This window comes from Haloarcula limicola, from assembly GCF_010119205.1.
Classification (GTDB): domain Archaea; phylum Halobacteriota; class Halobacteria; order Halobacteriales; family Haloarculaceae; genus Haloarcula; species Haloarcula limicola.
The window spans coordinates 220,214-242,185 of the sequence record NZ_WRXM01000001.1 but is presented as its reverse complement, the minus strand read 5'-3'; the positions used below and the strand labels follow the sequence as shown (position 1 = coordinate 242,185).

At 66.1% G+C, this 21,972-nt stretch carries 24 protein-coding genes and 2 tRNA genes; 11 read left to right on the top strand and 15 right to left on the bottom strand.

Annotation, left to right across the window (positions count from 1 at the left end):
• Positions 1-12: 12 nt before the first annotated feature.
• From GO488_RS01310 to GO488_RS01300, 3 genes are all read right to left on the bottom strand, one after another.
• A tRNA-Trp gene (locus GO488_RS01310) sits at positions 13-193 on the bottom strand.
• Between the two features lie 54 nt (positions 194-247).
• Complete coding sequence (locus tag GO488_RS01305) at positions 248-475, bottom strand: DUF5795 family protein (RefSeq protein ID WP_162316003.1); 228 nt, start codon at positions 473-475, stop codon at positions 248-250.
• Between the two features lie 39 nt (positions 476-514).
• Positions 515-1,402 (bottom strand): DUF5794 domain-containing protein, encoded by an 888-nt coding sequence (locus GO488_RS01300; RefSeq protein ID WP_162316002.1) that lies wholly within the window; start codon positions 1,400-1,402, stop codon positions 515-517.
• Positions 1,403-1,774: 372 nt separating this feature from the next.
• Between GO488_RS01300 and guaB the strand changes: the two genes are divergently transcribed.
• Complete coding sequence (gene guaB / locus GO488_RS01295; RefSeq protein ID WP_162316001.1) at positions 1,775-3,259, top strand: IMP dehydrogenase; 1,485 nt, start codon at positions 1,775-1,777, stop codon at positions 3,257-3,259.
• A 54-nt stretch (positions 3,260-3,313) separates the two neighbouring features.
• Here guaB and GO488_RS01290 read toward each other — a convergent pair whose 3' ends face one another.
• A complete protein-coding gene (locus tag GO488_RS01290; protein ID WP_162316000.1) occupies positions 3,314-3,538 on the bottom strand; it encodes a hypothetical protein in 225 nt (74 codons plus the stop codon).
• Between the two features lie 95 nt (positions 3,539-3,633).
• Here GO488_RS01290 and GO488_RS01285 point away from each other — a divergent pair, with 95 nt between their 5' ends.
• Positions 3,634-4,071, top strand: a complete 438-nt coding sequence (locus tag GO488_RS01285; RefSeq protein WP_162315999.1) for a GNAT family N-acetyltransferase — start codon at positions 3,634-3,636, stop codon at positions 4,069-4,071.
• 6 nt (positions 4,072-4,077) lie between these two features.
• On the opposite strand, the gene GO488_RS01280 is transcribed toward GO488_RS01285, so the two are convergent.
• Together GO488_RS01280 and GO488_RS01275 are read right to left on the bottom strand one after the other, a co-directional pair.
• Positions 4,078-4,314: a hypothetical protein gene (locus tag GO488_RS01280; RefSeq protein ID WP_162315998.1), complete on the bottom strand. Its 237-nt coding sequence runs from the start codon at positions 4,312-4,314 to the stop codon at positions 4,078-4,080.
• A 780-nt stretch (positions 4,315-5,094) separates the two neighbouring features.
• Positions 5,095-5,168 (bottom strand) — tRNA-Lys (locus GO488_RS01275).
• A 155-nt stretch (positions 5,169-5,323) separates the two neighbouring features.
• Between GO488_RS01275 and GO488_RS01270 the strand changes: the two genes are divergently transcribed.
• Positions 5,324-6,784 (top strand): DHH family phosphoesterase, encoded by a 1,461-nt coding sequence (locus GO488_RS01270; RefSeq protein WP_162315997.1) that lies wholly within the window; start codon positions 5,324-5,326, stop codon positions 6,782-6,784.
• On the opposite strand, the gene GO488_RS01265 is transcribed toward GO488_RS01270, so the two are convergent.
• Complete coding sequence (locus tag GO488_RS01265; protein WP_162315996.1) at positions 6,781-7,086, bottom strand: PRC-barrel domain-containing protein; 306 nt, start codon at positions 7,084-7,086, stop codon at positions 6,781-6,783. The two genes, GO488_RS01270 and GO488_RS01265, sit on opposite strands and share 4 nt — an antisense overlap.
• A 140-nt stretch (positions 7,087-7,226) precedes the next feature.
• Between GO488_RS01265 and GO488_RS01260 the strand changes: the two genes are divergently transcribed.
• Positions 7,227-7,649, top strand: coding sequence for an SRPBCC domain-containing protein (locus GO488_RS01260; protein WP_162315995.1), 423 nt, complete (start codon positions 7,227-7,229; stop codon positions 7,647-7,649).
• A 67-nt stretch (positions 7,650-7,716) separates the two neighbouring features.
• Here the strand turns inward: GO488_RS01260 and GO488_RS01255 are convergent, their stop codons facing one another.
• Positions 7,717-8,259, bottom strand: coding sequence for a DUF7504 family protein (locus tag GO488_RS01255; protein WP_162315994.1), 543 nt, complete (start codon positions 8,257-8,259; stop codon positions 7,717-7,719).
• A 158-nt stretch (positions 8,260-8,417) separates the two neighbouring features.
• Here GO488_RS01255 and GO488_RS01250 point away from each other — a divergent pair, with 158 nt between their 5' ends.
• Together GO488_RS01250 and GO488_RS01245 are read left to right on the top strand one after the other, a co-directional pair.
• Positions 8,418-9,083: a metal-dependent hydrolase gene (locus tag GO488_RS01250; RefSeq protein WP_162315993.1), complete on the top strand. Its 666-nt coding sequence runs from the start codon at positions 8,418-8,420 to the stop codon at positions 9,081-9,083.
• A 46-nt stretch (positions 9,084-9,129) separates the two neighbouring features.
• Positions 9,130-9,807 carry a protein sorting system archaetidylserine synthase gene (locus GO488_RS01245; RefSeq protein WP_162315992.1) on the top strand — a complete coding sequence of 226 codons (678 nt, stop codon included), beginning with the start codon at positions 9,130-9,132 and terminating at the stop codon, positions 9,805-9,807.
• A 25-nt stretch (positions 9,808-9,832) separates the two neighbouring features.
• Here GO488_RS01245 and GO488_RS01240 read toward each other — a convergent pair whose 3' ends face one another.
• Positions 9,833-10,624: an alpha/beta fold hydrolase gene (locus GO488_RS01240; protein ID WP_162315991.1), complete on the bottom strand. Its 792-nt coding sequence runs from the start codon at positions 10,622-10,624 to the stop codon at positions 9,833-9,835.
• Between the two features lie 148 nt (positions 10,625-10,772).
• On the opposite strand from GO488_RS01240, the gene GO488_RS01235 reads away from it, so the two are divergent.
• From GO488_RS01235 to GO488_RS01225, 3 genes are all read left to right on the top strand, one after another.
• The gene (locus tag GO488_RS01235) at positions 10,773-11,021 is read left to right on the top strand and encodes a DUF7127 family protein (protein WP_162315990.1); all 249 of its coding nucleotides are present in this window, start codon (positions 10,773-10,775) and stop codon (positions 11,019-11,021) included.
• Positions 11,021-13,294, top strand: a complete 2,274-nt coding sequence (locus tag GO488_RS01230; protein WP_162315989.1) for a CDC48 family AAA ATPase — start codon at positions 11,021-11,023, stop codon at positions 13,292-13,294. Before GO488_RS01235 ends, GO488_RS01230 begins: the two co-directional genes overlap by 1 nt.
• A gap of 295 nt (positions 13,295-13,589) precedes the next feature.
• Positions 13,590-14,408 carry a cytochrome c oxidase subunit 3 gene (locus tag GO488_RS01225; RefSeq protein ID WP_162315988.1) on the top strand — a complete coding sequence of 273 codons (819 nt, stop codon included), beginning with the start codon at positions 13,590-13,592 and terminating at the stop codon, positions 14,406-14,408.
• 6 nt (positions 14,409-14,414) lie between these two features.
• Here GO488_RS01225 and GO488_RS01220 read toward each other — a convergent pair whose 3' ends face one another.
• Together GO488_RS01220 and GO488_RS01215 are read right to left on the bottom strand one after the other, a co-directional pair.
• Positions 14,415-14,930: a DUF7979 domain-containing protein gene (locus tag GO488_RS01220; protein ID WP_162315987.1), complete on the bottom strand. Its 516-nt coding sequence runs from the start codon at positions 14,928-14,930 to the stop codon at positions 14,415-14,417.
• Position 14,931: 1 nt separating this feature from the next.
• Positions 14,932-17,208 (bottom strand): DUF6789 family protein, encoded by a 2,277-nt coding sequence (locus GO488_RS01215; RefSeq protein WP_162315986.1) that lies wholly within the window; start codon positions 17,206-17,208, stop codon positions 14,932-14,934.
• Between the two features lie 186 nt (positions 17,209-17,394).
• Here GO488_RS01215 and coxB point away from each other — a divergent pair, with 186 nt between their 5' ends.
• Positions 17,395-18,225, top strand: a complete 831-nt coding sequence (gene coxB / locus GO488_RS01210; RefSeq protein WP_162315985.1) for a cytochrome c oxidase subunit II — start codon at positions 17,395-17,397, stop codon at positions 18,223-18,225.
• Here coxB and GO488_RS01205 read toward each other — a convergent pair.
• Positions 18,213-19,133, bottom strand: coding sequence for an LTA synthase family protein (locus GO488_RS01205; protein WP_162315984.1), 921 nt, complete (start codon positions 19,131-19,133; stop codon positions 18,213-18,215). The genes coxB and GO488_RS01205 overlap by 13 nt on opposite strands.
• Positions 19,134-19,328: 195 nt before the next feature.
• Here GO488_RS01205 and GO488_RS01200 point away from each other — a divergent pair, with 195 nt between their 5' ends.
• Positions 19,329-19,886: a DUF420 domain-containing protein gene (locus GO488_RS01200; protein WP_162315983.1), complete on the top strand. Its 558-nt coding sequence runs from the start codon at positions 19,329-19,331 to the stop codon at positions 19,884-19,886.
• A 272-nt stretch (positions 19,887-20,158) separates the two neighbouring features.
• On the opposite strand, the gene purF is transcribed toward GO488_RS01200, so the two are convergent.
• From purF to GO488_RS01185, 3 genes are read right to left on the bottom strand one after another with little or no spacing between them, the layout of a single operon-like run.
• Entirely contained in the window at positions 20,159-21,601 is a 1,443-nt protein-coding gene (purF, locus tag GO488_RS01195) for an amidophosphoribosyltransferase (protein ID WP_162315982.1), read from the bottom strand.
• 9 nt (positions 21,602-21,610) lie between these two features.
• Positions 21,611-21,784, bottom strand: coding sequence for a 50S ribosomal protein L37e (locus GO488_RS01190; protein WP_004517916.1), 174 nt, complete (start codon positions 21,782-21,784; stop codon positions 21,611-21,613).
• Positions 21,781-21,963 (bottom strand): LSM domain-containing protein, encoded by a 183-nt coding sequence (locus tag GO488_RS01185; protein WP_162315981.1) that lies wholly within the window; start codon positions 21,961-21,963, stop codon positions 21,781-21,783. The genes GO488_RS01190 and GO488_RS01185 overlap by 4 nt, the downstream gene beginning before the upstream one ends.
• Between the last annotated feature and the right edge of the window lie 9 nt (positions 21,964-21,972).

Below are 21,972 nucleotides of genomic sequence, written 5' to 3'. Positions count from 1 at the left end.
GCGCAGAGATAGTGGGGTCGGAGGGATTTGAACCCCCGATCGGCTGATATCTCCGTCCTGCGCCTCGGAACTCCAGAGGGTCATCGTCGCGAACCGGTGATCAGCCGGCCGCTCAGTATATCAGCCCTTGGAGTTTCGTCCCAGGCGCGTGGCCTCTGGAGTCAGCCGCCTTCCCGGACTAGGCCACGACCCCGCACTCCGTCGTTTGAGCAGTTGCACTAAAGGGATTTCGATTGGCAGACGGCGGTCAGTCGCGGTCGACCTCGGACCAGTCGCAGTCCTGGCACTTGTAGCCCGTGACGAACTCCATCGCAGAAGGCATGTAGCCCACTTCGAGGACGTTGCCGCCGCACTCCGGGCACTCGCGGTCGGCGTCCTCGATCGGTTCGGCGTCCATGACACTCTCTCCCTCGACGAGTTCGGCGAGGCTCTCGGGAGTCTGCATTCGCCCTTGCACGACGCGGTTGTCGGCCATGTCGAACCCGCCGAGCGTGAGAGGCCTAAGCCTTCCCGTTCAGAGCCACGGGGCGCGCTCCTGATTGGCGTCGTACTCGACGGTCTCGCCCTCGTCGGTCTGTTCGTCGGCGGCGACGCCCTGCGAGGCGCCGCCGTCGGCGAAGGCGGCGGTCAGGTCCACCGCGTCGGGGCGGTACTCGCTGTGGCGCTCGCGGGCGTTGTCCGGGTCGAACGAGAGGAGGCCCGTGACGGCCAGCGCCGCGAGCGCGACCGGCGCCTCCGTGGGGACCAGTCCGAGCACGGAGAGCGCGAGGATGCCGAGCGCGACGGCGCTCCCGAAGCGGAAGCGGTCGATGTCGACGGCGTTGCGGAGCCACGGACTGGCCAGCGCGACGAGGAGCGCGAACCCGACGCCGACGCCGGCGGTGGCCGCGGCCCGGGCGAGCGTCTCCGGGTTGGCCTCGACGACCAGCGTCGCGCCGGACGGGTCGACGCTGGCGAGCAGGCCGAGACCGACGATGACCGCCGGTCGCGGCAGTATCTCGCCGATCCGAGCGCTCGCGGTCTGGGCGGCGATGGCGAGGATGACGATGCCGGCGAACCGCTGGAAGACGGGGAGCTGGACGACGCCGGCGATCGTCGGTGCGATGGCCGCTTCGACGACCGCGAGCGGCACGAGGACGGCCCCGATGAGGAGCACCGCTCGGGCCTGTTCGCGGGGGCCGCCCTCCATCTCGGCCAGCACGACGGCGACCATCGCCGACCCGCCGAACACCAGCAGGCCGACTTCGAGCATGCCGGTCCACGTCGAGAGCGCGCCCGCGAGGACGAGCACCGGGAAGATCCCGTCGACTAACGGCAGGGCCATGACGGTCGCCAGCAGTCGGCCGCCGCGACCGACCCGCCGCTCGATGTCGAGGGCGACCGGGTGTCTGGAGCTGCTCATCTAGTGGGCGAGTCGGGGATATCCCGGTACCCGGTGGGTGTCTCCCGCGTCGTCCCGAGAGCCGCGGACACACCGTTTCTGCTTGCCGAACCCACCCCGAAATGTATTCTCAGCCGCCGTCGAGCACAGCGCTTGCCGGTCGGTGGCCACAGAGGTGGATTCGAAGGGACGCATGTATATAACTATCTTTCAGTAGAGTATTAAACGTTGTGTGAGAACCGCCCCCACACCCCGTGAAACGTGCGAAACAGGCACATCGAACTGGACAACTGTATCGATTCGGAGGGGTTTGCTGAACACCCTCGTGTGTCAGCGAACCCCACTCCTGTCGAGTCTCGCAACGTTTTTGGCCGGCCGTACTGGACGATTTACATGGCGAACGATTCCGAGCCTTTCTCAGAGAAACTCCGCGTTCCGGAGGCGCTGACCTTCGACGACGTACTGCTGCGACCGAAGGAGTCCCGCGTCGAGCCCGACGAGGCCGACACCGCGACACGGGTCTCGAAGAGCGTGCAGCTCAACGTTCCAGTACTGACGGCGGCGATGGACACCGTCACCGAGAGCGACATGGCGATCGCCATGGCCCGACAGGGCGGCCTCGGCGTCCTCCACCGCAACATGGACGCGGACGAGATGGCCGCCGAGATCGAACGCGTCAAGCGCGCCGACGAGCTCATCATCCGCGACGTCGTCACCGCCAGCCCCGAGCAGACGGTGCGAGAGGTCGACGAGATGATGGAGCGAGCGGGCGTCTCCGGCGCGCCCGTCGTCGACGAAGCGAACGGCGAAGTGCTCGGCGTCATCTCCGGGACCGACATCCGCCCGTATCTCGAAGTCGGTGAGTCCGACGCGGTCACCGAGGCCATGACCGACGAGGTCATCACCGCCCCCGAGGACGTGAGCCCCCGCGAGGCGCTCGAGCTGATGTACGACCACAAGATCGAGCGCGTCCCCATCGTCGACGACGACAACCGACTCGTCGGGCTCGTGACGATGAAGGGCGTCCTCCAGCGCCGCGAGTACGACGAGGCCGCCCGCGACGACGACGGCAAACTCCGTGCCGGGGCCGCCGTCGGCCCGTTCGAGGTCGACCGCGCTCAGATCGCCGACGAGGCCGGTGCGGACATCCTCTTCATCGACTGCGCTCACGCGCACAACGCCAACGTCATCGACAGCGCCCGCGAGATAAAGGCCGAAGTCGACGCCGACGTCGTCGTCGGCAACATCGGCACCCGCGAGGCCGCGGAGGCCGTCGTCGACTTCGCCGACGGCGTCAAGGTCGGCATCGGCCCCGGCTCGATCTGTACGACTCGCGTCGTCACCGGCTCCGGGATGCCCCAGATCTCCGCGGTCGCACAGGTCGCCGACGTGGCCAGCGAGCGGGACGTGCCGGTCATCGCCGACGGCGGCATCCGCTACTCCGGCGACGCCATCAAGGCTATCGCCGCCGGTGCCGACGCGGTGATGCTCGGGTCGTACTTCGCCGGCACGGACGAGGCTCCGGGCCGCGTCATCACGATGAACGGCAAAAAGTACAAGCAGTACCGCGGGATGGGCAGCGTCGGCGCGATGAACGAGGGCGGCGGCGAGCGCTACCTCAAGGAGGACGACGAGAACGAGGAGTACGTCCCCGAGGGCGTCGAGGCCGCGACGCCGTACAAGGGGTCGCTCGAATCCGAGCTCCACCAGCTCGTCGGCGGGATGCAGTCCGGCATGGGCTACGTCGGTGCCGAGACGATTCCGGAGTTCAAGGAGCGCTCCGAGTTCGTCCGGGTCTCCGCGGCGGGCCAGCAGGAGAGCCATCCCCACGACGTGATGATCACGGACGAAGCGCCCAACTACAGCCCCGAGAGCTAACCGGACTCGCCTTCCGGCGGTTCACCTCGCCCGCTCGAATCGTTCTCGAATCGTTCAGTCGTAGTACTCCTCGTCCAGCGGCAGGTCTACGTCCACCTCAGAGATCGACTCGACGGGCGCGGTCAGCGCCAGCGTCTCGCTGCACTCCGGACAGACCGTCGCCACCTCGACGTAGAGACGGTCGTCGCGCTCGTAGATGTCCAGTACGTCCGAATCCGCGGGGTAGAGGTACTCGACGGACACGTCGTGTTCGTGGTCGCTGGCGTACTCGTGGGACATACGGACGCACGTTGTCCCGCCAACACATAGGCGTTTTCGGCGCGTCGTCCCCGTCGAGCGCAAGATACTCCGCGGCCGGCCGGTTACCGTCGGCCATGACTGCGTACGACTGTTACGTCGGTTCCGACGGCGCGCTCGGCGACCGGGCGCGGTCGGTTCGCCGCACCGTCTTCATCGAGGAACAGGGCGTCTCCGAGGCCGAGGAGATGGACGACAAGGACGGCGTCGCCACGCACGTCCTGCTGACGGACGGTGACGAACCGGTGGCGACCGCCCGCCTCCGACTCGTCGGAGAGGCGACTGCGAAAGTCGAGCGGGTCGCCGTCCTCGCCGACTACCGCGGCGAGGGGCTGGGCGTTCGCGTCATGGACGCCGTCGAGACGGTGGCCGGGGACCGCGGCGCGACCGAGGCTAAACTGCACGGGCAGACGCAGGTTCGAGGGTTCTACGAGCGCCTCGGCTACGAAGCCGTCGGTGAGGAGTTCGAAGAAGCGGGGATTCCGCACGTCGAGATGGTGAAACCCCTCGACTGAGCGGAGCTATTCGCGGCCGACAACGAGATAGATGACGATGACGAGGAGACCGGGGACGAGCCCGATAAAGAACCCCAGCGCGGTCAGGACGGCCCAGAGGGCCGCGTTGTCGTTCCCACGGCTCTGCGCGTCGTTGTACACCCAGTAGGTCGCGCCGACGAGAATCACCAGCCCGACGACGAAGATCAGCAGAATGATTATCAGTTCCGGCGCGCCCGGCATCTGGAGGAGGGGCAGCGTCATATTTCGGGACTCTCGGGAGAGGGATAAATCTCTTCGGGTGGCGGAACCGTCGCACTCGGTCTGGAACGCCCGTTAGCGAGCGACAACGTGGACCTCTGTTCGCGGAAAGCACCGGCTCTGTTTACGCTCGACTCCGTATCGCTACTCGATGGCGACAGTTACGCGACCTCGTCTGTCGAGATCGGCGATTCGCCGCAGTCGACGCAGACGTATCGGTCGTCCACTCGCTGGACTACCGGCGCGTTGCAGGATATGCACTTCATCTGGGCACTTCGCGCGGATCGTGGATAGCTTCCCATACGGCGATTTTGCCCCCGAGTTCGCATGAGTTCCCTGCTTGCGATTGCTGTCACTGGATAAACAGGCCAACCGTAGAATCGACGTAGGGGAGCGGGCCGGAAGGGGCTGAGCAAACGCGTAGCGTTCGCGAGGGTCGAAAGACGCCGACGGCGTCTTTCGGGATTTGAATTGCCTGCACGTCCTTCGTACTCTCGTTCAAACCTCCGTAGCCGCGTCGCTCCTCACGAACTGTTCGGAGCAGAAGCGGGCCGGAAGGGATTTGAACCACGGTCACAGCAGAGCTGTTCCCTGATTTAAATCCCTTCACCGTCGAATTCGCACCGCTCACGCATTTGTTCGCGGCGCAAGAATACGGGCCGGAAGGGATTTGAACCACTATCAGACGTGCTCACTCACGGCTTCGCCGTTCGCTGTGCGCGACTGACTTGTTTCAAACCCTCCGTGGCCGCGTCGCTCCTCACGAACTGTTCGGAGCAAAAGCGGGCCGGAAGGGATTTGAACCCTCGACCGACGGCTTAAGAGGCCGTCGCTCTGCCAGACTGAGCTACCGGCCCTGCACACACAGGTTGCGGGGGGCTTTGTAAATACGTTTCCTTTCGAATCGGGGGACACCGGCGGCTCGATCGGTCTGCGAGCGGCGTTCCGGGTCTGCGGCCACCGGTGGCAGAGACGGTGTGATATAAGTGTGTCCCGGCCACATCAAGAGCCAATGAGTGCAGCCAGCGGCATTACGATGGCCTCGATGTCTACGTACGCCATCCTGGGGTGTGGGAGCGTCGGCCACGCCGTGGCGGAGGAACTCGTCGACGAGGGGAAGGACGTCCTCATCCTCGACGCCGACGACGGCCGGGTAGAGGCGCTGCGCGACCAGGACCTCAACGCCCAGCAGGCCGACATCCGCGAGCCCGACGTCGTCGAGACGCTGCGCGACCGCGACGTCGTCCTCATCATGTCCTCGGACGTCGACGCCAACGCCGAGGCCGTCGAGAACATCCGGAGCGCCGACGGCGAGCAGTTCATCGTCGCCCGCGCCGACGACCCGGTCTCGGGCGACGAACTCACCGAGTTGGGTGCCGACGTGGTCATCAACCCCTCGACGGTCATCGCCGACTCGGCGCTCCGTGCGCTCGAAACCGGCGAGTTGGAGTTCAAGGCGTCGCAGCTGAGCGACGTCATCGACGCCACCGAAGACCGGATGGCGATCCTCATCCACCGCTCGCCCGACCCGGACTCCATCGCGTCGGCCGCGGCGCTTCGAGCCATCGCGGAGAGCCGCGAGGTCGAGGCGGACATCATCTACGAGGGGGAGATCGGCCATCAGGAGAACCGGGCGTTCGTCAACTTGCTCGGTATCGAACTCGCCTCTCGGGAGTCCGTCGACTTGGCCGACTACGACACGTTCGCGCTGGTCGACGTGGCGAAGGGTGGCGAACCGGACGTCGACAGCGTCGACGTCATCATCGACCACTACGAGCACGAAGACGAACACGACGCCACGTTCTCGGACATCCGGCCGAACGTCTCGGCCACCTCGACCATCCTGACGAAGTACATTCAGGAACTCGACCTCACGCTGGATCAGACCGTCGCCACCGCCCTCCTGTACGGCATTCGCGCCGAGACGCTGGACTTCAAGCGCGACACGACGCCGGCGGACCTGACCGCCGCGGCGTACCTCTATCCGTTCGCGGACCACGACACGCTCGAGCAGGTCGAGTCGCCGTCGATGAGCCCGGAGACGCTCGACGTCCTCGCCGAGGCCATCCGGAACCGCGAGGTGCAGGGCAGTCACCTCGTCTCGAACGCCGGGTTCATCCGTGACCGCGACGCGCTCTCGCAGGCCGCACAACATCTGCTCAACCTCGAAGGCATCACGACTACGGCCGTCTTCGCCATCGCCGACGACACCATCTACTTGGCGGCTCGGTCGAAGGACATCCGCATGAACATCGGGAAAGTCCTCGCCGACGCCTTCGGCGAGATGGGCGAGACGGCGGGTCACTCGACGGACGCGAGCGTCGAGATTCCGCTCGGTATCTTCACGGGGCTGGAGACGAACGACGACAATCGCGATACGCTACTCGACCTCACGGAAGAGGCGGTCAAGCGAAAACTGTTCGAGGCGATGGGCGTCGATAGTTCGAGCAGCGAGGGAACGAACGGGAGTTAGGCGGCGACCTCTTCTTCGTCTTCCTCGGTCTCGGGCTGGTGGAGGCGTTCGACGACGTCGTTGATGATGATGACGTCGCCGACGGCCTGCACCCAGCGGTAGGGGACGATGACGCCGCGGGCGGACTGGGTCTCGGCGTCGAACAGCTCGGTGTTCAGCTGGTACAGCGCCAGCCCCGTGATCTCGTGTCGGTCGAGGTCCAACCGGAGGTCCTCGACTTCGCCGACGAAGACCCCGTTGTTCGAGTAAACCTCGCGCCCGACGAGCGTGGTTATCTCCTGTGGGATGCTCTCCTTATCCATACGCCTGTGCTGGAGCGGGCGGGTCTTAATTGTTTTCAGGCACCGAGTCGCCCGCTGCGGAGCGTCTCCGATCGGTCGCGTTAGCCCCACTATCCGAAAGACGCGAGAGGCTTTTCACCGGACCGTCGCTAAGAGTGGGTATGACGGAGATCGCGGCCGGTATCGACGTTCCCGCGACACCAGCCACGGTCTGGGAGGTGCTGACCGACGTCTCCGCGTATCGCCGCTGGAACACGCTGCTGTCGGTTCGCGGCGAGTTCGCCGTCGGCGAAACGGTCGACGCGAGGCTCTCGGTCCCGGGACTGCCGACGGTGTCGTTCGCTCCGGAGATCACGGTCGTCGACCCGCGGCGAGAGCTCAGCTGGCGGTCGACGCTGTTCGGCGTCGACGCCGAGCACCGGTTCCCGCTCGAACCGACGGCCGGCGGCTGTCGGTTCGTCCAGCGAGAGACCGTCGACGGTCCCCTCGCGGCCCGTCTCGCGGACCGGTTCGACCGGCGACTGGTTCGCGGGTTCGAGCAGATGAACGTCGGTCTCCGTCGGCGCGCGACCGAACTGCAGTAACCGAGAACGGTGATTCGAACGACTCGGAACGGCCGCGAGACGATCGACGAGTGTCATCACTCAGCAGTCAACGGCAGTCTCGCTCGACGTCGACCGTCCGCCTGAGTCGGGCGTACGTCTCGTCGTCGACGGCGTCCCTGACGAGCGCGTACACGCCGCGGATGTCGCGCTCGCGGGCCAGCGTCGCGGCGTGGTCGAGGAAGCGGACGACGCGGTCCTCGCTGGCGTACAGCAGGAAGACGTTGAGGTTCTCGAAGAGCACCCAGCCGCGTCCCGCACCCAGCGCGTCGAGACCGCGAGAGAGACGCATGCTCAACCCGGTCAGGTCGTCGGGGACGAGCGGGTCACAGGTCCACATCGGCCCGTCGTAGTTCGACTCCGACCCCGAGATCGGGATCTGACCCACGGTGCGTAAGTCGGCTCCCGCCGCCGACAGTTCGCCGGCGACGGTCGCCGGTGTCGTCGATGCGACGACCAGCAGGTTGGCGTAGGCACTCGGCGGCAACTCTCTGAGCGGCGACTGCATCGAGTCGATCGATAACAGCGCCTGTTGGCCCGTCTCCAGCCCGAGCCCGTCGGCGACGCCGACGGCGTCCTCGTCGCTACGCACGGCGATACCACCCGCTCCGGCCGGGTGACTGACGAGTCCCCGGGATACCCCCTACACCCATATGTGCGTACCCGTTCGAGCGCTCTCACAGAGCCATCATAAATCTATTCCGTCCGGAGCGCCGCAACGCTCATCACCGTCGTGACAACAGTGAACGTATGCCATCGCTGGTCGTCCACTACGCGTTCGTCGGTCTGCTGGCGGCGACGCTGCTCGGCGCGGCGTTCGATAGGCGGTCGCTCCTCCTCTCGCTCGTCGTCGTGACGATTCCCGACATCGACGCGTTCATCGCGCTGTTCTCGCGAGCGGGCCATCGGACCGCGACGACGAACCTCGTCATCCCCGCGATACTCGCGCTCGTCCTCGCGGCCGACCTCTACTGGCGAGACGAATCGTACGTGCGTACGCGGTGGGGGGCCTACGGCGTCCGCGTCGCGTGGTTCTGCATCGTCGTCTACGCCGTCGGCCACGTCCTCTTCGACACCGTCACCGGCGGTGCGAACCTCCTCTGGCCGATCCACGACGAGTTCTACGTGTTCAGGGGGCGACTCGAACTCTCGACCCGGCGCGGCATCGTCCAGACGTTCGTGGAGTGGAAACCCAATTCCGGCGGCGGGAGCAGTCCCTCGTTGAAGTCGATCGGCAACACGAGCACCGTCCAGATGGACACCGGCGTCGACCCCAATCCCGGACGGGCGGAGCCGGAGAACGTGGACCGGATCTTCCCCGTCGTCCGCGGCGGCTGGCAGCTGTACGTCCTCGTCACTGGGACGCTGGCGACGGCCGCCCGCTTCGTCGTCGGCTACGACCTCCCCGAGGAGTGAACTTCGTTTCGACTCTTTCATGTAGGCGGTGTCCGACCGGGCAGGCATGGGATTCGAGGTACAGCGCCGACTCAGTGTCGCCGACGGCGTGACGCTGGTCAACGCCGTCGTCGGGTTCGTCGCCGGGGCCGTCGCCTTCACCGACCTCCATCTCGCCGCTCGCCTCCTCCTGCTCTCGGTCATCGTCGACGCGTTGGACGGTATCGTCGCCCGGAACGGCGACAGCTCCGAGGTCGGGCCGCTGCTCGACTCCATCACGGACGTCGTCTCCTTCGGCGTCACGCCGAGCCTGTTCGTCTACGTCCTGCTGACCGGCCGGTTCGGAAATATCACGGGCGCGGACCCGCTGACGTTCGTCGCCGTCTCGGTGGTCGCATCGCTCTACGCAGTCCTCTCCATCGTCCGCACGGCCTTCTACTCGACGTACTTCGACGGGCCTAACGAGCGACCGGGAATGCCGAACTCGCTCGGCGCGATCGTTCTGGCCACCGCCTATCTCGCCGGTATCACGAGCCCCGTGCTACTCGCCGCGGCGGTCACCGTCCTGGCGGTCGCGCAGGTCGCGCCGTTCGACTACCCCAAACCCGGGGTGAAGACGGTCGTGCCGATGGGCGTGGTGCTGTTCCTCTCTGTCGTCGCGCCGACGGCGTTCGGACGGGCCGGCCCGCGCATCATGCTCGGTATCGCCCTGCTGTTCTTCGCGTTCTCGCCGCGGTACTACTGATGAAGTCCCGAGCGGCCGAGACGGGTCAGTCCTCGCCGACACCCGGACGGGACCGCAGGAAGTCGGCGACGGCCTCGTTGAAGACCGCCGGCCGTTCGAGCATGGCGAGGTGCGCGGCGTCGGGGACGACCGCGAACTCCCCGCCCGGGATCTCGGCGGCCAGCAGCTCGTGGTAGTCCCGCGGCGTGAGTTTGTCGTGTTCGCCGCACAGCGCGAGCGTCGGCGCGTCGATCCCGCCGAGGCGGTCGGTGACGTCGAACTCGTGGCACGTCAGGAAGTCCCGACGCGTGACGGCCCGGCCGACCGCTCGCATCTGTTCTCGCGACCGGGAGAGGAGCGTCTCGTCCGTTGAGTGGAAGAGTCGGTCCCGGCCGTGGAGGAACTCGACGGCCCGGTCGAAGTCGCCGTCCAGCCACTCCCTGAGCGCGTCGTAGACCGGGAGTGACGGTCCCGAGCCCGCTAACACGAGCGCGTCAGGTCGCCAGTCGGTCTCCAGCGCCACCCACTGGGCGACGGCCCCGCCCAACGAGTTGCCGACGAGGACGTTCGCGTCCACTTCCCGGGCGACGGCGACGACATCGCTCGCGTACGCGGTCAAAGTGTCTGTCCCCGGCGGCGTCTCCACGTCCTCGGACTCCCCGTGCCCGCTCAGGTCGATCGCGGCGGCCGGACGGACGGGACCGTCTGGCGCGTACTGATTGGCCCATACCCGGTGAGTCCCGCCGCTACCGTGGACGTAGAGAGCGGTGTGTCCCGATCCCTCGCCCTCGACTACCCGATACGCCGTCGTCCGTCCATCGTGGGCGACCGTTTTCATACGCCGTGCGAACGTGCCCGACAGATAAAAGAACGCAGGACACGAACTCAGTGTGAACCGCATTCAAGCATCTATTTCTATGGAGGGCTTCCGTATAGCGAATGTCGGCGATAAGTTTATATAGTTATCTAACTTACTCAGGGTTAGGATGAATTCAGAACAGCAGTTGTTCGACGAGACGCCCCTCCGCCGGTTCGAGTACGAAGACGGCGTCGTGCTCGCGGCGGACGTGGGAGCCGCCGACGACGCCAGCGTGGACGTCGTCGACGGCACGGTCATCGTCGTCCGCGACGACGAGCAGTACGAGCGGGAACTCCCCGAGGCCGCCGAGGCACGAGCGTTTATCAACAACGGCGTCCTCACTATCGAAGTGTCGGACGAGGAGAGTGATATCTGATGAAACTCACCGTCAAACCACTCAAGCAGAAGGACGCAGGGCGCGGACTCGCGGCCATCGACCGGGCCGCGATGAGCGAGATGGACCTCGAGAACGGCGACTACATCGTTCTCGAAGGCAAGCAGGGGCAGCGCGCCGTCGCGCGCGTCTGGCCCGGTTACCCCGAGGACGAGGCTAACGGCATCGTCCGCATCGACGGGCAACTCCGCCAGGAGGCCGGCGTCGGTATCGACGACAGCGTCACCGTCGAGAAGGCCGACGTGAAGCCGGCGACGGCCATCACCGTCGCACTCCCGCAGAACCTCCGGGTCCGCGGGAACGTCGGTCCCATGATCCGGAACAACCTCAGCGGGCAGGCCGTCACCCAGGGCCAGACCGTCCCCGTGAGCTTCGGGCTCGGCCCGCTCTCGTCGATGTCGGGCCAGAAGATCCCGCTGAAGATCGCCGAGACCGACCCCTCCGGAACGGTCGTAGTCACGGACTCGACTGATATCCAGGTCAGCGAGAAGCCCGCCGAACAGATCCGCGGCGGCGAGGAGGGCACGTCCGATCGCGAGTCGCCCGACGTGGCCTACGAGGACATCGGCGGCCTCGACGACGAGCTCGAACAGGTCCGCGAGATGATCGAGCTGCCGATGCGCCACCCCGAGCTGTTCCAGCAGCTCGGCATCGAACCGCCGAAGGGCGTCCTCCTGCACGGCCCGCCGGGCACGGGGAAGACCCTCATGGCGAAGGCCGTCGCCAACGAGATAGACGCCTACTTCACGACCATCTCCGGCCCGGAGATCATGTCGAAGTACTACGGCGAGAGCGAGGAGCAGCTCCGCGAGATCTTCGAGGAGGCCGAGGAGCAGGCCCCGGCCATCGTCTTCATCGACGAGATCGACTCCATCGCCCCCAAGCGCGGCGAGACCCAGGGCGACGTGGAACGGCGCGTCGTGGCCCAGCTGCTCTCGCTGATGGACGGCCTCGAAGAGCGCGGCCAGGTCATCGTCATCGGCGCGACCAACCGCGTCGACGCCATCGACCCCGCGCTGCGCCGCGGGGGCCGCTTCGACCGCGAGATCGAGATCGGCGTCCCGGACAAGGAAGGACGCAAAGAGATCCTGCAGGTCCACACCCGCGGGATGCCCGTCGCCGACGACATCGACCTGGACGGCTACGCCGAGAGCACGCACGGCTTCGTCGGTGCCGACCTCGAACAGTTGACCAAGGAGGGCGCGATGAACGCGCTCCGGCGCATCCGCCCGGAGCTCGACCTCGAATCCGACGAGATCGACGCCGAGGTGCTCGAGAAACTGGAGGTCACCGAGGACGACTTCAGGGACGCGATGAAGGGCATCGAGCCCTCCGCGCTCCGCGAGGTGTTCGTCGAGGTCCCCGACGTCACGTGGGACTCCGTCGGCGGCTTAGAGGACACCAAGGAGCGGCTCCGCGAGACCATCCAGTGGCCGCTCGAATACACCGAGGTGTTCGAGTCGATGGACCTCGAAGCCGCGAAGGGCGTCCTGCTGTACGGCCCGCCGGGCACGGGGAAGACCCTGCTGGCGAAGGCCGTCGCCAACGAGGCCCAGTCGAACTTCATCTCCGTGAAGGGGCCGGAACTGCTGAACAAGTTCGTCGGCGAGTCCGAGAAGGGCGTCCGCGAGGTGTTCAGCAAGGCCCGCGAGAACGCCCCGACGGTGGTGTTCTTCGACGAGATCGACTCCATCGCCGGTGAGCGCGGGAGCGGCGGGTTCGACTCCGGCGTCGGCGAACGGGTCGTCTCGCAGCTGCTGACCGAACTCGACGGCATCGAGGAGATGGAGGACGTCGTCGTGGTCGCCACGACCAACCGGCCCGACCTCATCGACGACGCGCTCCTGCGCCCGGGACGCCTGGACCGCCACGTCCACGTGCCGGTGCCCGACGAGGCCGCCCGGCGCGCCATCTTCGGCGTGCACACCCGCGATAAACCGCTGGCCGAGGGCATCGACCTCGACAGCCTCGCCCGCCGGACCGAGGGCTACGTCGGTGCCGACATCGAGGCGGTCTGCCGCGAGGCGTCGATGGCCGCGACCCGCGAGTTCATCAACAACGTCGACCCCGAGGACATCGGCGACTCGGTCTCGAACGTCCGCGTGACGATGGACCACTTCGAGCACGCGCTCGACGAGGTCGGCCCCAGCGTCACCGAGGAGACCCGCGAGCGCTACGACGAGATCGAACAGCGCTTCGACACCGCGGAGCCCTCGCTGGGCGACGACGAGAAGGTCAGCCGGACGTTCCAATAGTACCTTTTTACACGGGGGCATCGGGCGCTCTGCGCCCTCAACCCCCGTGCAAAAATCTACGCTAAAAAGGCCGGAATCGCCGCCGGCGATTCCGGGGAACCGGCGGCTCCGCCGCCGGATGCTCTCAGGCAGGCCTGCCTTTCCCCGGGTCGTGGCACAGAGGCCACTCCCGGCCGATATGCAGTCCTCTCGTATCATCACTTTTTGACGGCACCCGACAGACAAAACCCCGCGACGCCGACGGCCCGCGCCCGTTCCGACCAGTTATTTAACGACAGCACCCCCAGCGTGTGACATGGCCGAGGCCACCGAAGTGGCGAGCGAGCACGCAGGCGACGAGGAGGAGGAACACGCCCACGAGAGCCGCTGGCCGCTGCCGGCGGCGATCGGGGCCGGCGCGCTGTATCTCGGCGCTGGTCTCTACTTCATGGGGCAGAATCTGGTGCCGTCGGTCATCCCGGTCGCCCTCGTCGCCGTCGGCGCGCTCGGTCTCCTCGGCGGGCTCGCCGGGTGGGCCAACGAGGCGTTCATCGCGGACTACCGCCGCTCGCACGGCGGCGACTCGGGCGTCCTGCGGATGGGGATGATACTGTTTCTGGTCTCGGACGTGGCGACGTTCTCGGCGGGGTTCGTCTACTACGCGTTCATCCGCGTCGGCGCGTGGCCGCCCGAGCACCTCCCGTCACTCCTGGGGTCGCTCGTCATTATCAACACCGCGTTGCTGGTGGCGAGCAGCTTCACGCTGCACTACGGCCACGAGGCGCTGGAATCGGGGAACAGACGGCGGTTTCTCGGGCTCATGGGCGCGACGCTACTGCTCGGAGTCGTCTTCCTCGGCGGGCAGGCCTACGAGTACTACGAGCTGCTCGTCGCGGAGGGCTTTACCCTCTCGACGGGGATTCTCGGAAGCGCCTTCTTCGGCCTGACTGGACTGCACGGCCTCCACGTCGCGCTCGGCGTCCTCCTCATCGGTATCGCCTTCGGGCGGGCGCTCAAGGGCCACTACTCTGCGGAGCGCGACACCGCCATCCAGACGACGTCGCTGTACTGGCACTTCGTCGACGCCGTCTGGATCTTCCTCGTCCTCGTGCTGTACGTCGGCGCGTCGATATAGCGCCGCTCAGCCGGCCTGTTCTTCCAGCGCGACCATCTTCCGGTACAGCGGCGGCGACAGGATCGCGAGCGTCCCGAACGCGATGGCGAACACGCCGAGGGGGAACTGGAGCGGCGCGGCGGCGTAACACGGGTGCTCTGCGACGACGGTGACGTAGTGCTGTTCGCCCTCGTAGGTGACGATCGACCCGTTGCGGAACTCGGCGGCGTGGGGGAACTCCCCCTTCACTTTCGCCTCGCCGACGGGGTCGTCGATCGCCTCGCTGAACGCCGTCTGCTCGGCCGACGAGAGCTCCTCGTACTGGAACCGGGCCAGGTTCGGGGACGTGGCGTTGCCGAACTGTCCGGCCGTCTCCTCGGGGCTCTCGACGGCGATGCTCGGGTTCCCACAGCCGGCGATGTCGCCCTGGATGAGCGCGTAGCCGCCCGGTACCGCCGCACCGATGCCGACGGCGACCAGCAGGACGCCGACGAACGGCGCGAGATAGGTGAACAGGACCGACTCGGGTTGCTCGTCCGCCATCTTACGCCTCCATCTCGTGTGCGTTCCGCCGGCGCGACCGGAGGTACTGGAAGGTGACCGTCAGTCCCAGTCCGTACGCCCAGTGGGCGACGAGGACGAAACCGAGGTAGCCAATAAAGGCCAGCCCCTGCTGGCCGGTGTAGAACGCGATGGCGAACCCGGTCGAGATGAGCGTCGCGAAGACCAGCCCCGTCTCGAACAGGAGGCGGCCCGGGAGGTAGTCCGAGAACGCCAGAAAGAGCAGCGGCCACGTGACGGCACCGCCGACGAGGAACAACAGCGCACCGATGAGCGGCGTCGCCGGGAGACCGACGAGTTCGGCGATCTCGCTGAAGGAGGCCGGATCGAGCACGCCGACGTACGCCGCCGTGCCCAGACCCCCGGTCATCAGGAGCGTGCCGACGATACCGCCGGCGGCCGCCATCCACGCGTTCCGGTAGACGTTCTCCGCGACGGTGCCGACGCCGCCGAGCAGACCGATGGGCGTCATATCCGGCGCGTACGAGCGCCGAGTGCTCTCGGGTTCGGACGGTTCGAGATCGTATTTCTCCATCATCCGCTCTTCGAACCACTGCCACTCCCGGGTGAACTGGTTGGTCGCTTTCAGGTCCCACGGGTCCGTCGTCTGGACGACGTCGCCCTTCCAGTAGGAGACCAGCATGTTGTAGAGCCACAGCAGCGCGCTCAGGCCGATGACGTACGCGCCGACCGTCGCGATCTGCTGAGCGAACTGGTACTCGACGGGGTAAGTGGCCTGCCGCCGCGGCAGCCCCAGCCCGCCGATGACCAGCAGCGTCATGAACGTCACGAACGACCCGAAGATGAGTAGCGCCGCCTGGAACTTCGCCATCCGGGTATCGTACCACCGGCCGGTGATGAGCGGATACCAGTAGTAGCTCGCGGCGATCATCATGAAGGGGATGATGCCGACGACGATGAGGTGGAAGTGTCCGACGACGTAGTAGGTCCCGTGATAGAGGACGTCGATGGGAATGACCGCGAGGAAGACGCCCGTCACGCCGCCGATGATGAACGTCCCGATGCTGCCCGCACAGAGGATGAACGGCGCTGAGAGGCGTATGTCGCCGTCCCACATCGTCGTGATCCAGTTGAACGTCTTGATGGCGCTGGGGACGGCGATGGCGATCGAGATCGCCATGAACGACGCCTTGAGCCGTGGATCGACGGCCGAGGTGAACATGTGGTGAGCCCAGACGCCGAAGGAGAGCACGCCCATCCCCATCGTCGAGTAGACGATGAACTGGTAGCCGAACAGCTTCCGACCGACGAACTTCGGCAAGAGCGTGCTCATCAGCCCCGCCGCGGGCAAGAAGAGGATGTACACCTCGGGGTGACCCCAGAACCAGAAGAGGTGTTGCCAGAGGATGGGACCGCCGCCCTCCGTGGCGAAGAACGTCGTGCCGAGGTTCCGGTCCAAGAGGAGCATCACGAGCGCGCTTCCGAGCAGCGGGAACGCGAACAGCGCGAGCGCGCTCGTGACGAGCATGTTCCACGAGAAGATGTCCAAGTTCGCCCACGTGACGTCCTCGGTTCGCTCGTAGACGATGGTCACGATGAAGTTTATCGCCCCGACGGTCGTGGCGATGCCGGAGAGGTGCAGGCCGAGTAGCAGCAGGTCGATCTGCGGGTTCGGCTGTTGGACCGACAGCGGGGCGTAGAGCGTCCAGCCGACGCTGACCTCGCGGACGGTGAGGAAGAACTGGATGGTGTCCTGTGGCAGGAACAGGCTGAGAATCTGTCCGCCGACCTGCACCAGCAGGCCCATCCGCACCATCAGGAGCGCGGGCGGCAACAGCCAGAAACCGATGGCGTTCACGCGTGGGAACGCCATGTCGTCGGCCCCGATGAGCAGCGGGAGCATGTAGTTCCCGATGCCGAAGAAGACGGGCAGGACGAAGAATATCAGCATCGTTAGCCCGTGGGTCGTAAACAGCGCGTTGTAGGTCTCCGGCGTCCAGATGTCCGCCTGGGCGGTGACGAGCTCAGTGCGGAGCATCATCGCGTCCATCCCGCCCCAGAGGGCGGCGACGGTGCCGAAGACGATGTAGAGGATCCCGATGTCGCGGTGGTTCGTCGTCGTCAGCCAGCGGTACACTCCCGACTGGAGGCGGTCGATCTCGAAGCGGATCTCCTCGCTGGTGGTGTACCCGCCGTCGCTCTCCGGGCGGACGCTACGGCGGGCGCTGAACCAGAGGGCGAATATCCCGAGAGCGAGGAGCGCCAGCGCGGACCCCTCGACGACTGCTCTGTTCAGCATCGGTCGGCGGGGAGCCACGGGGCGGTCGACGGCGACGCGGTCGGGCAACTCATTGGTTCACACTGACGGTGCCACGCTCATAAAACCACGCGACGACGCGGCGAACCTGTCGATTTTCGATGGAGAATTCCGGTGCCGTCCCGGAGTCGCCAAGCTATTTGAGTGGCCCGCGGTAAGGTGTGTGCAATGCGTCTCAGTCGTGCCGTCGCGTGGCTGTGTGTCCTCGCTCTCGGAGCCGTCGCCTTCTCCTCGCCCGCGGCCGCCCAGTCGGTCAATCGGGCGGCCATCGACGACCTGAACGAGCAGTTGCTGTACGTCGCGCTTCCGCTGACGCTGTTCGTCGAGTTGACGCTCGTCTACGCGATCTATCGGTTCCGGAACAACGACCGGCCGAAACCGACCGTTGACGACCCCGCGCTGGAGATCACGTGGACCGCCGCGACCGGCGCGATACTGATATTCGTCGGCGTCTCCGCCTTCTTCGTCCTGTTGAACCCCTACATCACTCCCGCGGCCGCCGGGCCGACCGACGCCGGCGGACAAGCGGCCGACGGCATGGAAGTCGAAGTGCTGGCCTACCAGTGGGGCTGGGAGTTCCACTACCCCGAGTCGAACGTCACCACGCAGTCTCGCCTCGTCCTCCCGAAAAACGAGAACGTGACGTTCAGGCTCGAATCCTCGAGAGTCATCCACTCGCTGTACATTCCACAGCTCGGCGTCAAGCAGGACATCTTCCCCGGGCAGACGACGATCGCGCGGACCAAACCCACGCAGACGGGGTCCTATCGGCTCCACTGCGCGGAGCTGTGCGGCTCGGGTCACAGTCGGATGGACGGGACCGTCATCGTTCTCAATCAGTCCGAGTACGACGACTGGGTCCAACGACAGCGGAATGCGCCTTCGGCGAACGGAACCGCGAGTAACGGCACCGCGACGTCGGCGAACGGCACTGCGACGTCCGCCACGGGGACCGACGCGGCGCGCATCTCCGCTCCGCCGCGGGCTCACGCCAGATAACCCAGTTGCCGGAGGTGCTCCGTCGTATCGGAGTCCCGCCGTTCTTTCGGCGGCGAGAGCGTCGGTTCGAAGGTCCGCTCGTCGGTCGCCGTCGTCTCCGCCCACGGCACCCGCCTGACCTCGGGGATGGGGACGGCGTACCGGTGCATGTACATCCCCCACTCGCCGTAGGCGTTGCCGTGGTCCGCGCTCAGGACGACCGTCTCGGCGTCGAGGTTCTCCAGCAGCAGTTCCACCTCGTCTAAGACCCAGCGGAGGTTGTCCAGATACGCGTCCCACACCTTCTGGAAGTCCCCGCCGTTCTTGAGGTAGTCGAACGGCTCGCCCTCCCACGGTTCGAGCGTCTCGCGACCCTCGGCGATCGCCCGTGCGGTGAAGGGATGATGGGGCTGTTCGTAGTGGACGACGAGCCGCTCGGGATCGATCTCGCGCCCGACGGCGATCGCCCGCTCGGTGACCGGTCGCGGGAGCGTCAGACCGACCGGGGGCGGATCGGCGTACATCCACGGCTGATCGACGTAGCGGAAGTCTTCCGGGCGGAGCGTCTTCCAGTCGGTGCTCGAGACGCCCCGGCCGTCCTCCGGGAACTCCCGCTCGGCGAGGACGCGCTGCGTGAACGCGTTCGCCGAGACGAGCGCCGTGTCCGCGATCTCCGAGCGGTACTTCTCGGTGAACGTCTGGGCCATCCACTCGGCCGAGGCGGAGCCGACCGACCAGATAGACTCGACCTCGTCGACGAAGTCGTACTCCCACGCCACTTCTCGCAGCGCGTCCACCCGACAGGTATCGAGGATTATCAACGCGTCCCAGTCGCGCTCGAAGACGTTCGTCCCCAGCGGGTATCGTGAGAGGACCGACATCGCGAGTCCCACGTACCCGTAGTAGCCGCGTTTGAGTAGTGATTGCACGGACCACTGTCCGGCCTAATAGAGTATTGTAAATGAGTCCGGCAGAGACATAATATCGGATTACCGACTCTTGTGAGCGATCGTTTCGGACCGTTGCAGCCAGCGAACGGCGATAAGATTCCGAATACGACGCCGTGCTCGGCGTCTCCGCCTCGTGTCACAACCCACATTATCGGGCGTCACCAACGTCGGAATATGAATCGGACACGGGACCGCGTCCCCGAGCTGACGGGCATCCTGACCGCGGTCTCGCTGGCGCTCGTCTTCGGGGCCGTCCTCGGCGCGATCCCGCCTCGCGTCCTCCCGCGCGCTCCGGAGTCCGCCCTCGCGGCGATCCCGCATCTCAACGCCGCTATCAGCGCCGCCGCGATCGTGACCATCGTCACGGGTATCCGCGCGATACGGAACGGCGACGTCGAGCGCCACCGCCGCCTGATGGTCGCGGCGTTCGGCCTGTTCGGAGCCTTCTTGATTCTGTACCTCTACCGCATCACGCTGGAGGGACCGACGGACTTCGCTGGCCCCGCCGCCGTCGAGTCGTTCGTCTACCTCCCGCTGCTCGCCGTCCACATTCTGCTGGCGATCGTCGCCATCCCGATGGTGTACTACACCCTGTTGCTGGCCGCGAGCTATCCGGTCGCGGAGCTCCCGGCGACGAACCACCCGAAGGCCGGAAAGCTGGCGGCCGGGCTCTGGTTGGTCTCCTTCTCGCTCGGCATCGTCGTCTACGCGATGCTGTATCTGGTGTGGTGAACGGCGAGGGCCGCGCGACTGAGCGGAGCGCGGCTCTCGATTGATACGAACGGCGAACGTAGTGAGCCGTGAATAGCGATCTGTCTGGCTGCTGCTCCGCGGTTCACTTACCGTTCGCAGTTTCGAGGGCCGCTCCTTTCATCGTCGGGCGGCGATGCCGCCCGGCTGCCTGAGGGACCGTCGGTCCCTCTCTGTTCGCGCCCCTCGCTACTGCTCGCGGGTCGTTCCTCCCCGCTCGTGAGAAAGGAGGTTCTCGCTACGCTCGAACCACCCTAATCGTCAGCCGGCGTCGGTTCCCCACCGATGTCGGGACGGACGACGTCGCGGTCGGTCTCCTCGCCCTCGATGTCGTACGGGTACTCGCCGGTGACACAGCCCAGACAGAGGTCTGCCCGACTGGTCTCGAGCGTGTCGGCGATGGCGTCGATCGAGAGATACGACAGCGAGTCGGCCTCGATCTCCTCGCGGATCTCCTCGACGGACTGGTTGCCGGCGATGAGTTCGTCGCGGGAGGCCATGTCGATGCCCATGTAACAGGGCGCGACGATGGGTGGCGCGCCGATACGGACGTTGACTTCCTCCGCGCCGGCGTCTTTCAGCAGCTGGATGAGCTGCGTCGAGGTCGTTCCGCGGACGATGGAGTCGTCGATGATGGTGACGGTCTTCCCCTCGATGGTCGATTTGATCGGGTTGAGCTTCAGGCGGACGGCGCGTTCCCGCTCGTCCTGCGTCGGCATGATGAACGTCCGACCGACGTAGCGGTTCTTCATCAGGCCCTCCGCGAACTCGATATCCGAACCGTCGTCCTGCGCGGCCTCGGCGTAGCCGGAGGCGAACGCGCGCCCGGAGTCGGGGACTGGAAGCACCACGTCCGATTCGACGCCCGACTCTTCCCAGAGCTTGCGGCCCAGTTCGCGGCGGACTTCGTAGACGAGACTGTCGTCGATCGTCGAGTCCGGCCGGGCGAAGTAGACGTGTTCGAAGAAGCAGTGAGCCGTGTTCTGCTGCTCGATCAGTTGGTAGGTGTCGTACCCGGTGCCGTCCGGATGGAGGACGACCAGTTCGCCGGGCTTCACGTCCCGGATGAGCTCGCCGTCGAGCGTGTCGATGGCGGCCGACTCGGAGGCCAGCACGTAGCCGTCTTCCAGTTCGCCGATACACAGCGGGCGGTTGCCCTGCGGGTCTCGCACGCCGAGCACCGTCTCGTCGTGCATGATGGTCAGCGAATAGGAGCCGTGGATGCGCTCCATCGTCCGCTTGACGGCGCGGACGAGGTCCTCCTCTAGGAGGTTGCGCGCGAGGTCGTGGGCGATGACTTCGGTGTCGCCGTCGCTCGTGAAGGCGTGGCCGAGGTCCGCCAGTTCGTCGCCGATCTCGTCGGCGTTGACGAGGTTCCCGTTGTGCGAGAGGCCCAGCGAACCGGATTTGAAGGAGACGGAGAAGGGCTGGGCACAGCAGGCGTTGACGCTGCCCGCGGTGGGATAGCGGACGTGACCGATCCCGTTGGCCCCGTTCAGCGACTGGAGGTCGCCGGGACCGAAGGCGTCGCCGACCAGTCCCATCTCGACGTGGCTGTGCTGTTGGAAACCGTCGTGGGTGACGATACCGGCGGACTCCTGTCCGCGATGCTGGAGCGCGTAGAGAGAGTAGTAGAGGGGGCGGGCGGCGTTACGGTCTTCGAGAGAGATGCCGACAACGCCGCACTTCTCGTGCATGATGGAGAGTTATTCGCCGGCTTTCGACTGCCACTCGTAGTCACGTCGTTTCGCCGACTTGCCGAAGCCGCACGACGAGCAGACCTTCTTCTTCGTGTGATACGATTTCTCGCCACACCGGCGACACTTCGTGTGTGTCGTGGTGTTCTTCTTCCCTTGGCTCGGTGTTCCTGCGCCAGTCATGGGTTAATCGAGACGACGTTATCCCCGCGTATAATCGTTGTGTCTTCGTCTTCGATGACGAGGTTCATGTGCTGGTCGTACCCGGTGAGCTCGCCCTCGAACAGCTCGCCGCCCTTCAGTTGTACGGTGACGTCCTCGCCGAGCGACGCTTCGAGTACGTCCAGCGGTCGTCCACTCATGTACGGTTG

Bases quoted from the DNA above. Each gene is read 5' to 3' on its own strand.
- guaB (WP_162316001.1), top strand. From the start codon at position 1,775: ATGGCGAACGATTCCGAGCCTTTCTCAGAGAAACTCCGCGTTCCGGAG.
- GO488_RS01285 (WP_162315999.1), top strand. From the start codon at position 3,634: ATGACTGCGTACGACTGTTACGTCGGTTCCGACGGCGCGCTCGGCGAC.
- GO488_RS01190 (WP_004517916.1), bottom strand. From the start codon at position 21,784: ATGACTGGCGCAGGAACACCGAGCCAAGGGAAGAAGAACACCACGACA.
- GO488_RS01265 (WP_162315996.1), bottom strand. From the start codon at position 7,086: ATGGATAAGGAGAGCATCCCACAGGAGATAACCACGCTCGTCGGGCGC.
- GO488_RS01245 (WP_162315992.1), top strand. From the start codon at position 9,130: ATGGGATTCGAGGTACAGCGCCGACTCAGTGTCGCCGACGGCGTGACG.
- GO488_RS01230 (WP_162315989.1), top strand. From the start codon at position 11,021: ATGAAACTCACCGTCAAACCACTCAAGCAGAAGGACGCAGGGCGCGGA.
- GO488_RS01200 (WP_162315983.1), top strand. From the start codon at position 19,329: ATGAATCGGACACGGGACCGCGTCCCCGAGCTGACGGGCATCCTGACC.
- GO488_RS01215 (WP_162315986.1), bottom strand. From the start codon at position 17,208: ATGCTGAACAGAGCAGTCGTCGAGGGGTCCGCGCTGGCGCTCCTCGCT.
- GO488_RS01290 (WP_162316000.1), bottom strand. From the start codon at position 3,538: ATGTCCCACGAGTACGCCAGCGACCACGAACACGACGTGTCCGTCGAG.
- GO488_RS01235 (WP_162315990.1), top strand. From the start codon at position 10,773: ATGAATTCAGAACAGCAGTTGTTCGACGAGACGCCCCTCCGCCGGTTC.
- GO488_RS01305 (WP_162316003.1), bottom strand. From the start codon at position 475: ATGGCCGACAACCGCGTCGTGCAAGGGCGAATGCAGACTCCCGAGAGC.
- GO488_RS01225 (WP_162315988.1), top strand. From the start codon at position 13,590: ATGGCCGAGGCCACCGAAGTGGCGAGCGAGCACGCAGGCGACGAGGAG.
- purF (WP_162315982.1), bottom strand. From the start codon at position 21,601: ATGCACGAGAAGTGCGGCGTTGTCGGCATCTCTCTCGAAGACCGTAAC.
- GO488_RS01250 (WP_162315993.1), top strand. From the start codon at position 8,418: ATGCCATCGCTGGTCGTCCACTACGCGTTCGTCGGTCTGCTGGCGGCG.
- GO488_RS01240 (WP_162315991.1), bottom strand. From the start codon at position 10,624: ATGAAAACGGTCGCCCACGATGGACGGACGACGGCGTATCGGGTAGTC.
- coxB (WP_162315985.1), top strand. From the start codon at position 17,395: ATGCGTCTCAGTCGTGCCGTCGCGTGGCTGTGTGTCCTCGCTCTCGGA.
- GO488_RS01260 (WP_162315995.1), top strand. From the start codon at position 7,227: ATGACGGAGATCGCGGCCGGTATCGACGTTCCCGCGACACCAGCCACG.
- GO488_RS01300 (WP_162316002.1), bottom strand. From the start codon at position 1,402: ATGAGCAGCTCCAGACACCCGGTCGCCCTCGACATCGAGCGGCGGGTC.
- GO488_RS01185 (WP_162315981.1), bottom strand. From the start codon at position 21,963: ATGAGTGGACGACCGCTGGACGTACTCGAAGCGTCGCTCGGCGAGGAC.
- GO488_RS01220 (WP_162315987.1), bottom strand. From the start codon at position 14,930: ATGGCGGACGAGCAACCCGAGTCGGTCCTGTTCACCTATCTCGCGCCG.
- GO488_RS01280 (WP_162315998.1), bottom strand. From the start codon at position 4,314: ATGACGCTGCCCCTCCTCCAGATGCCGGGCGCGCCGGAACTGATAATC.
- GO488_RS01270 (WP_162315997.1), top strand. From the start codon at position 5,324: ATGAGTGCAGCCAGCGGCATTACGATGGCCTCGATGTCTACGTACGCC.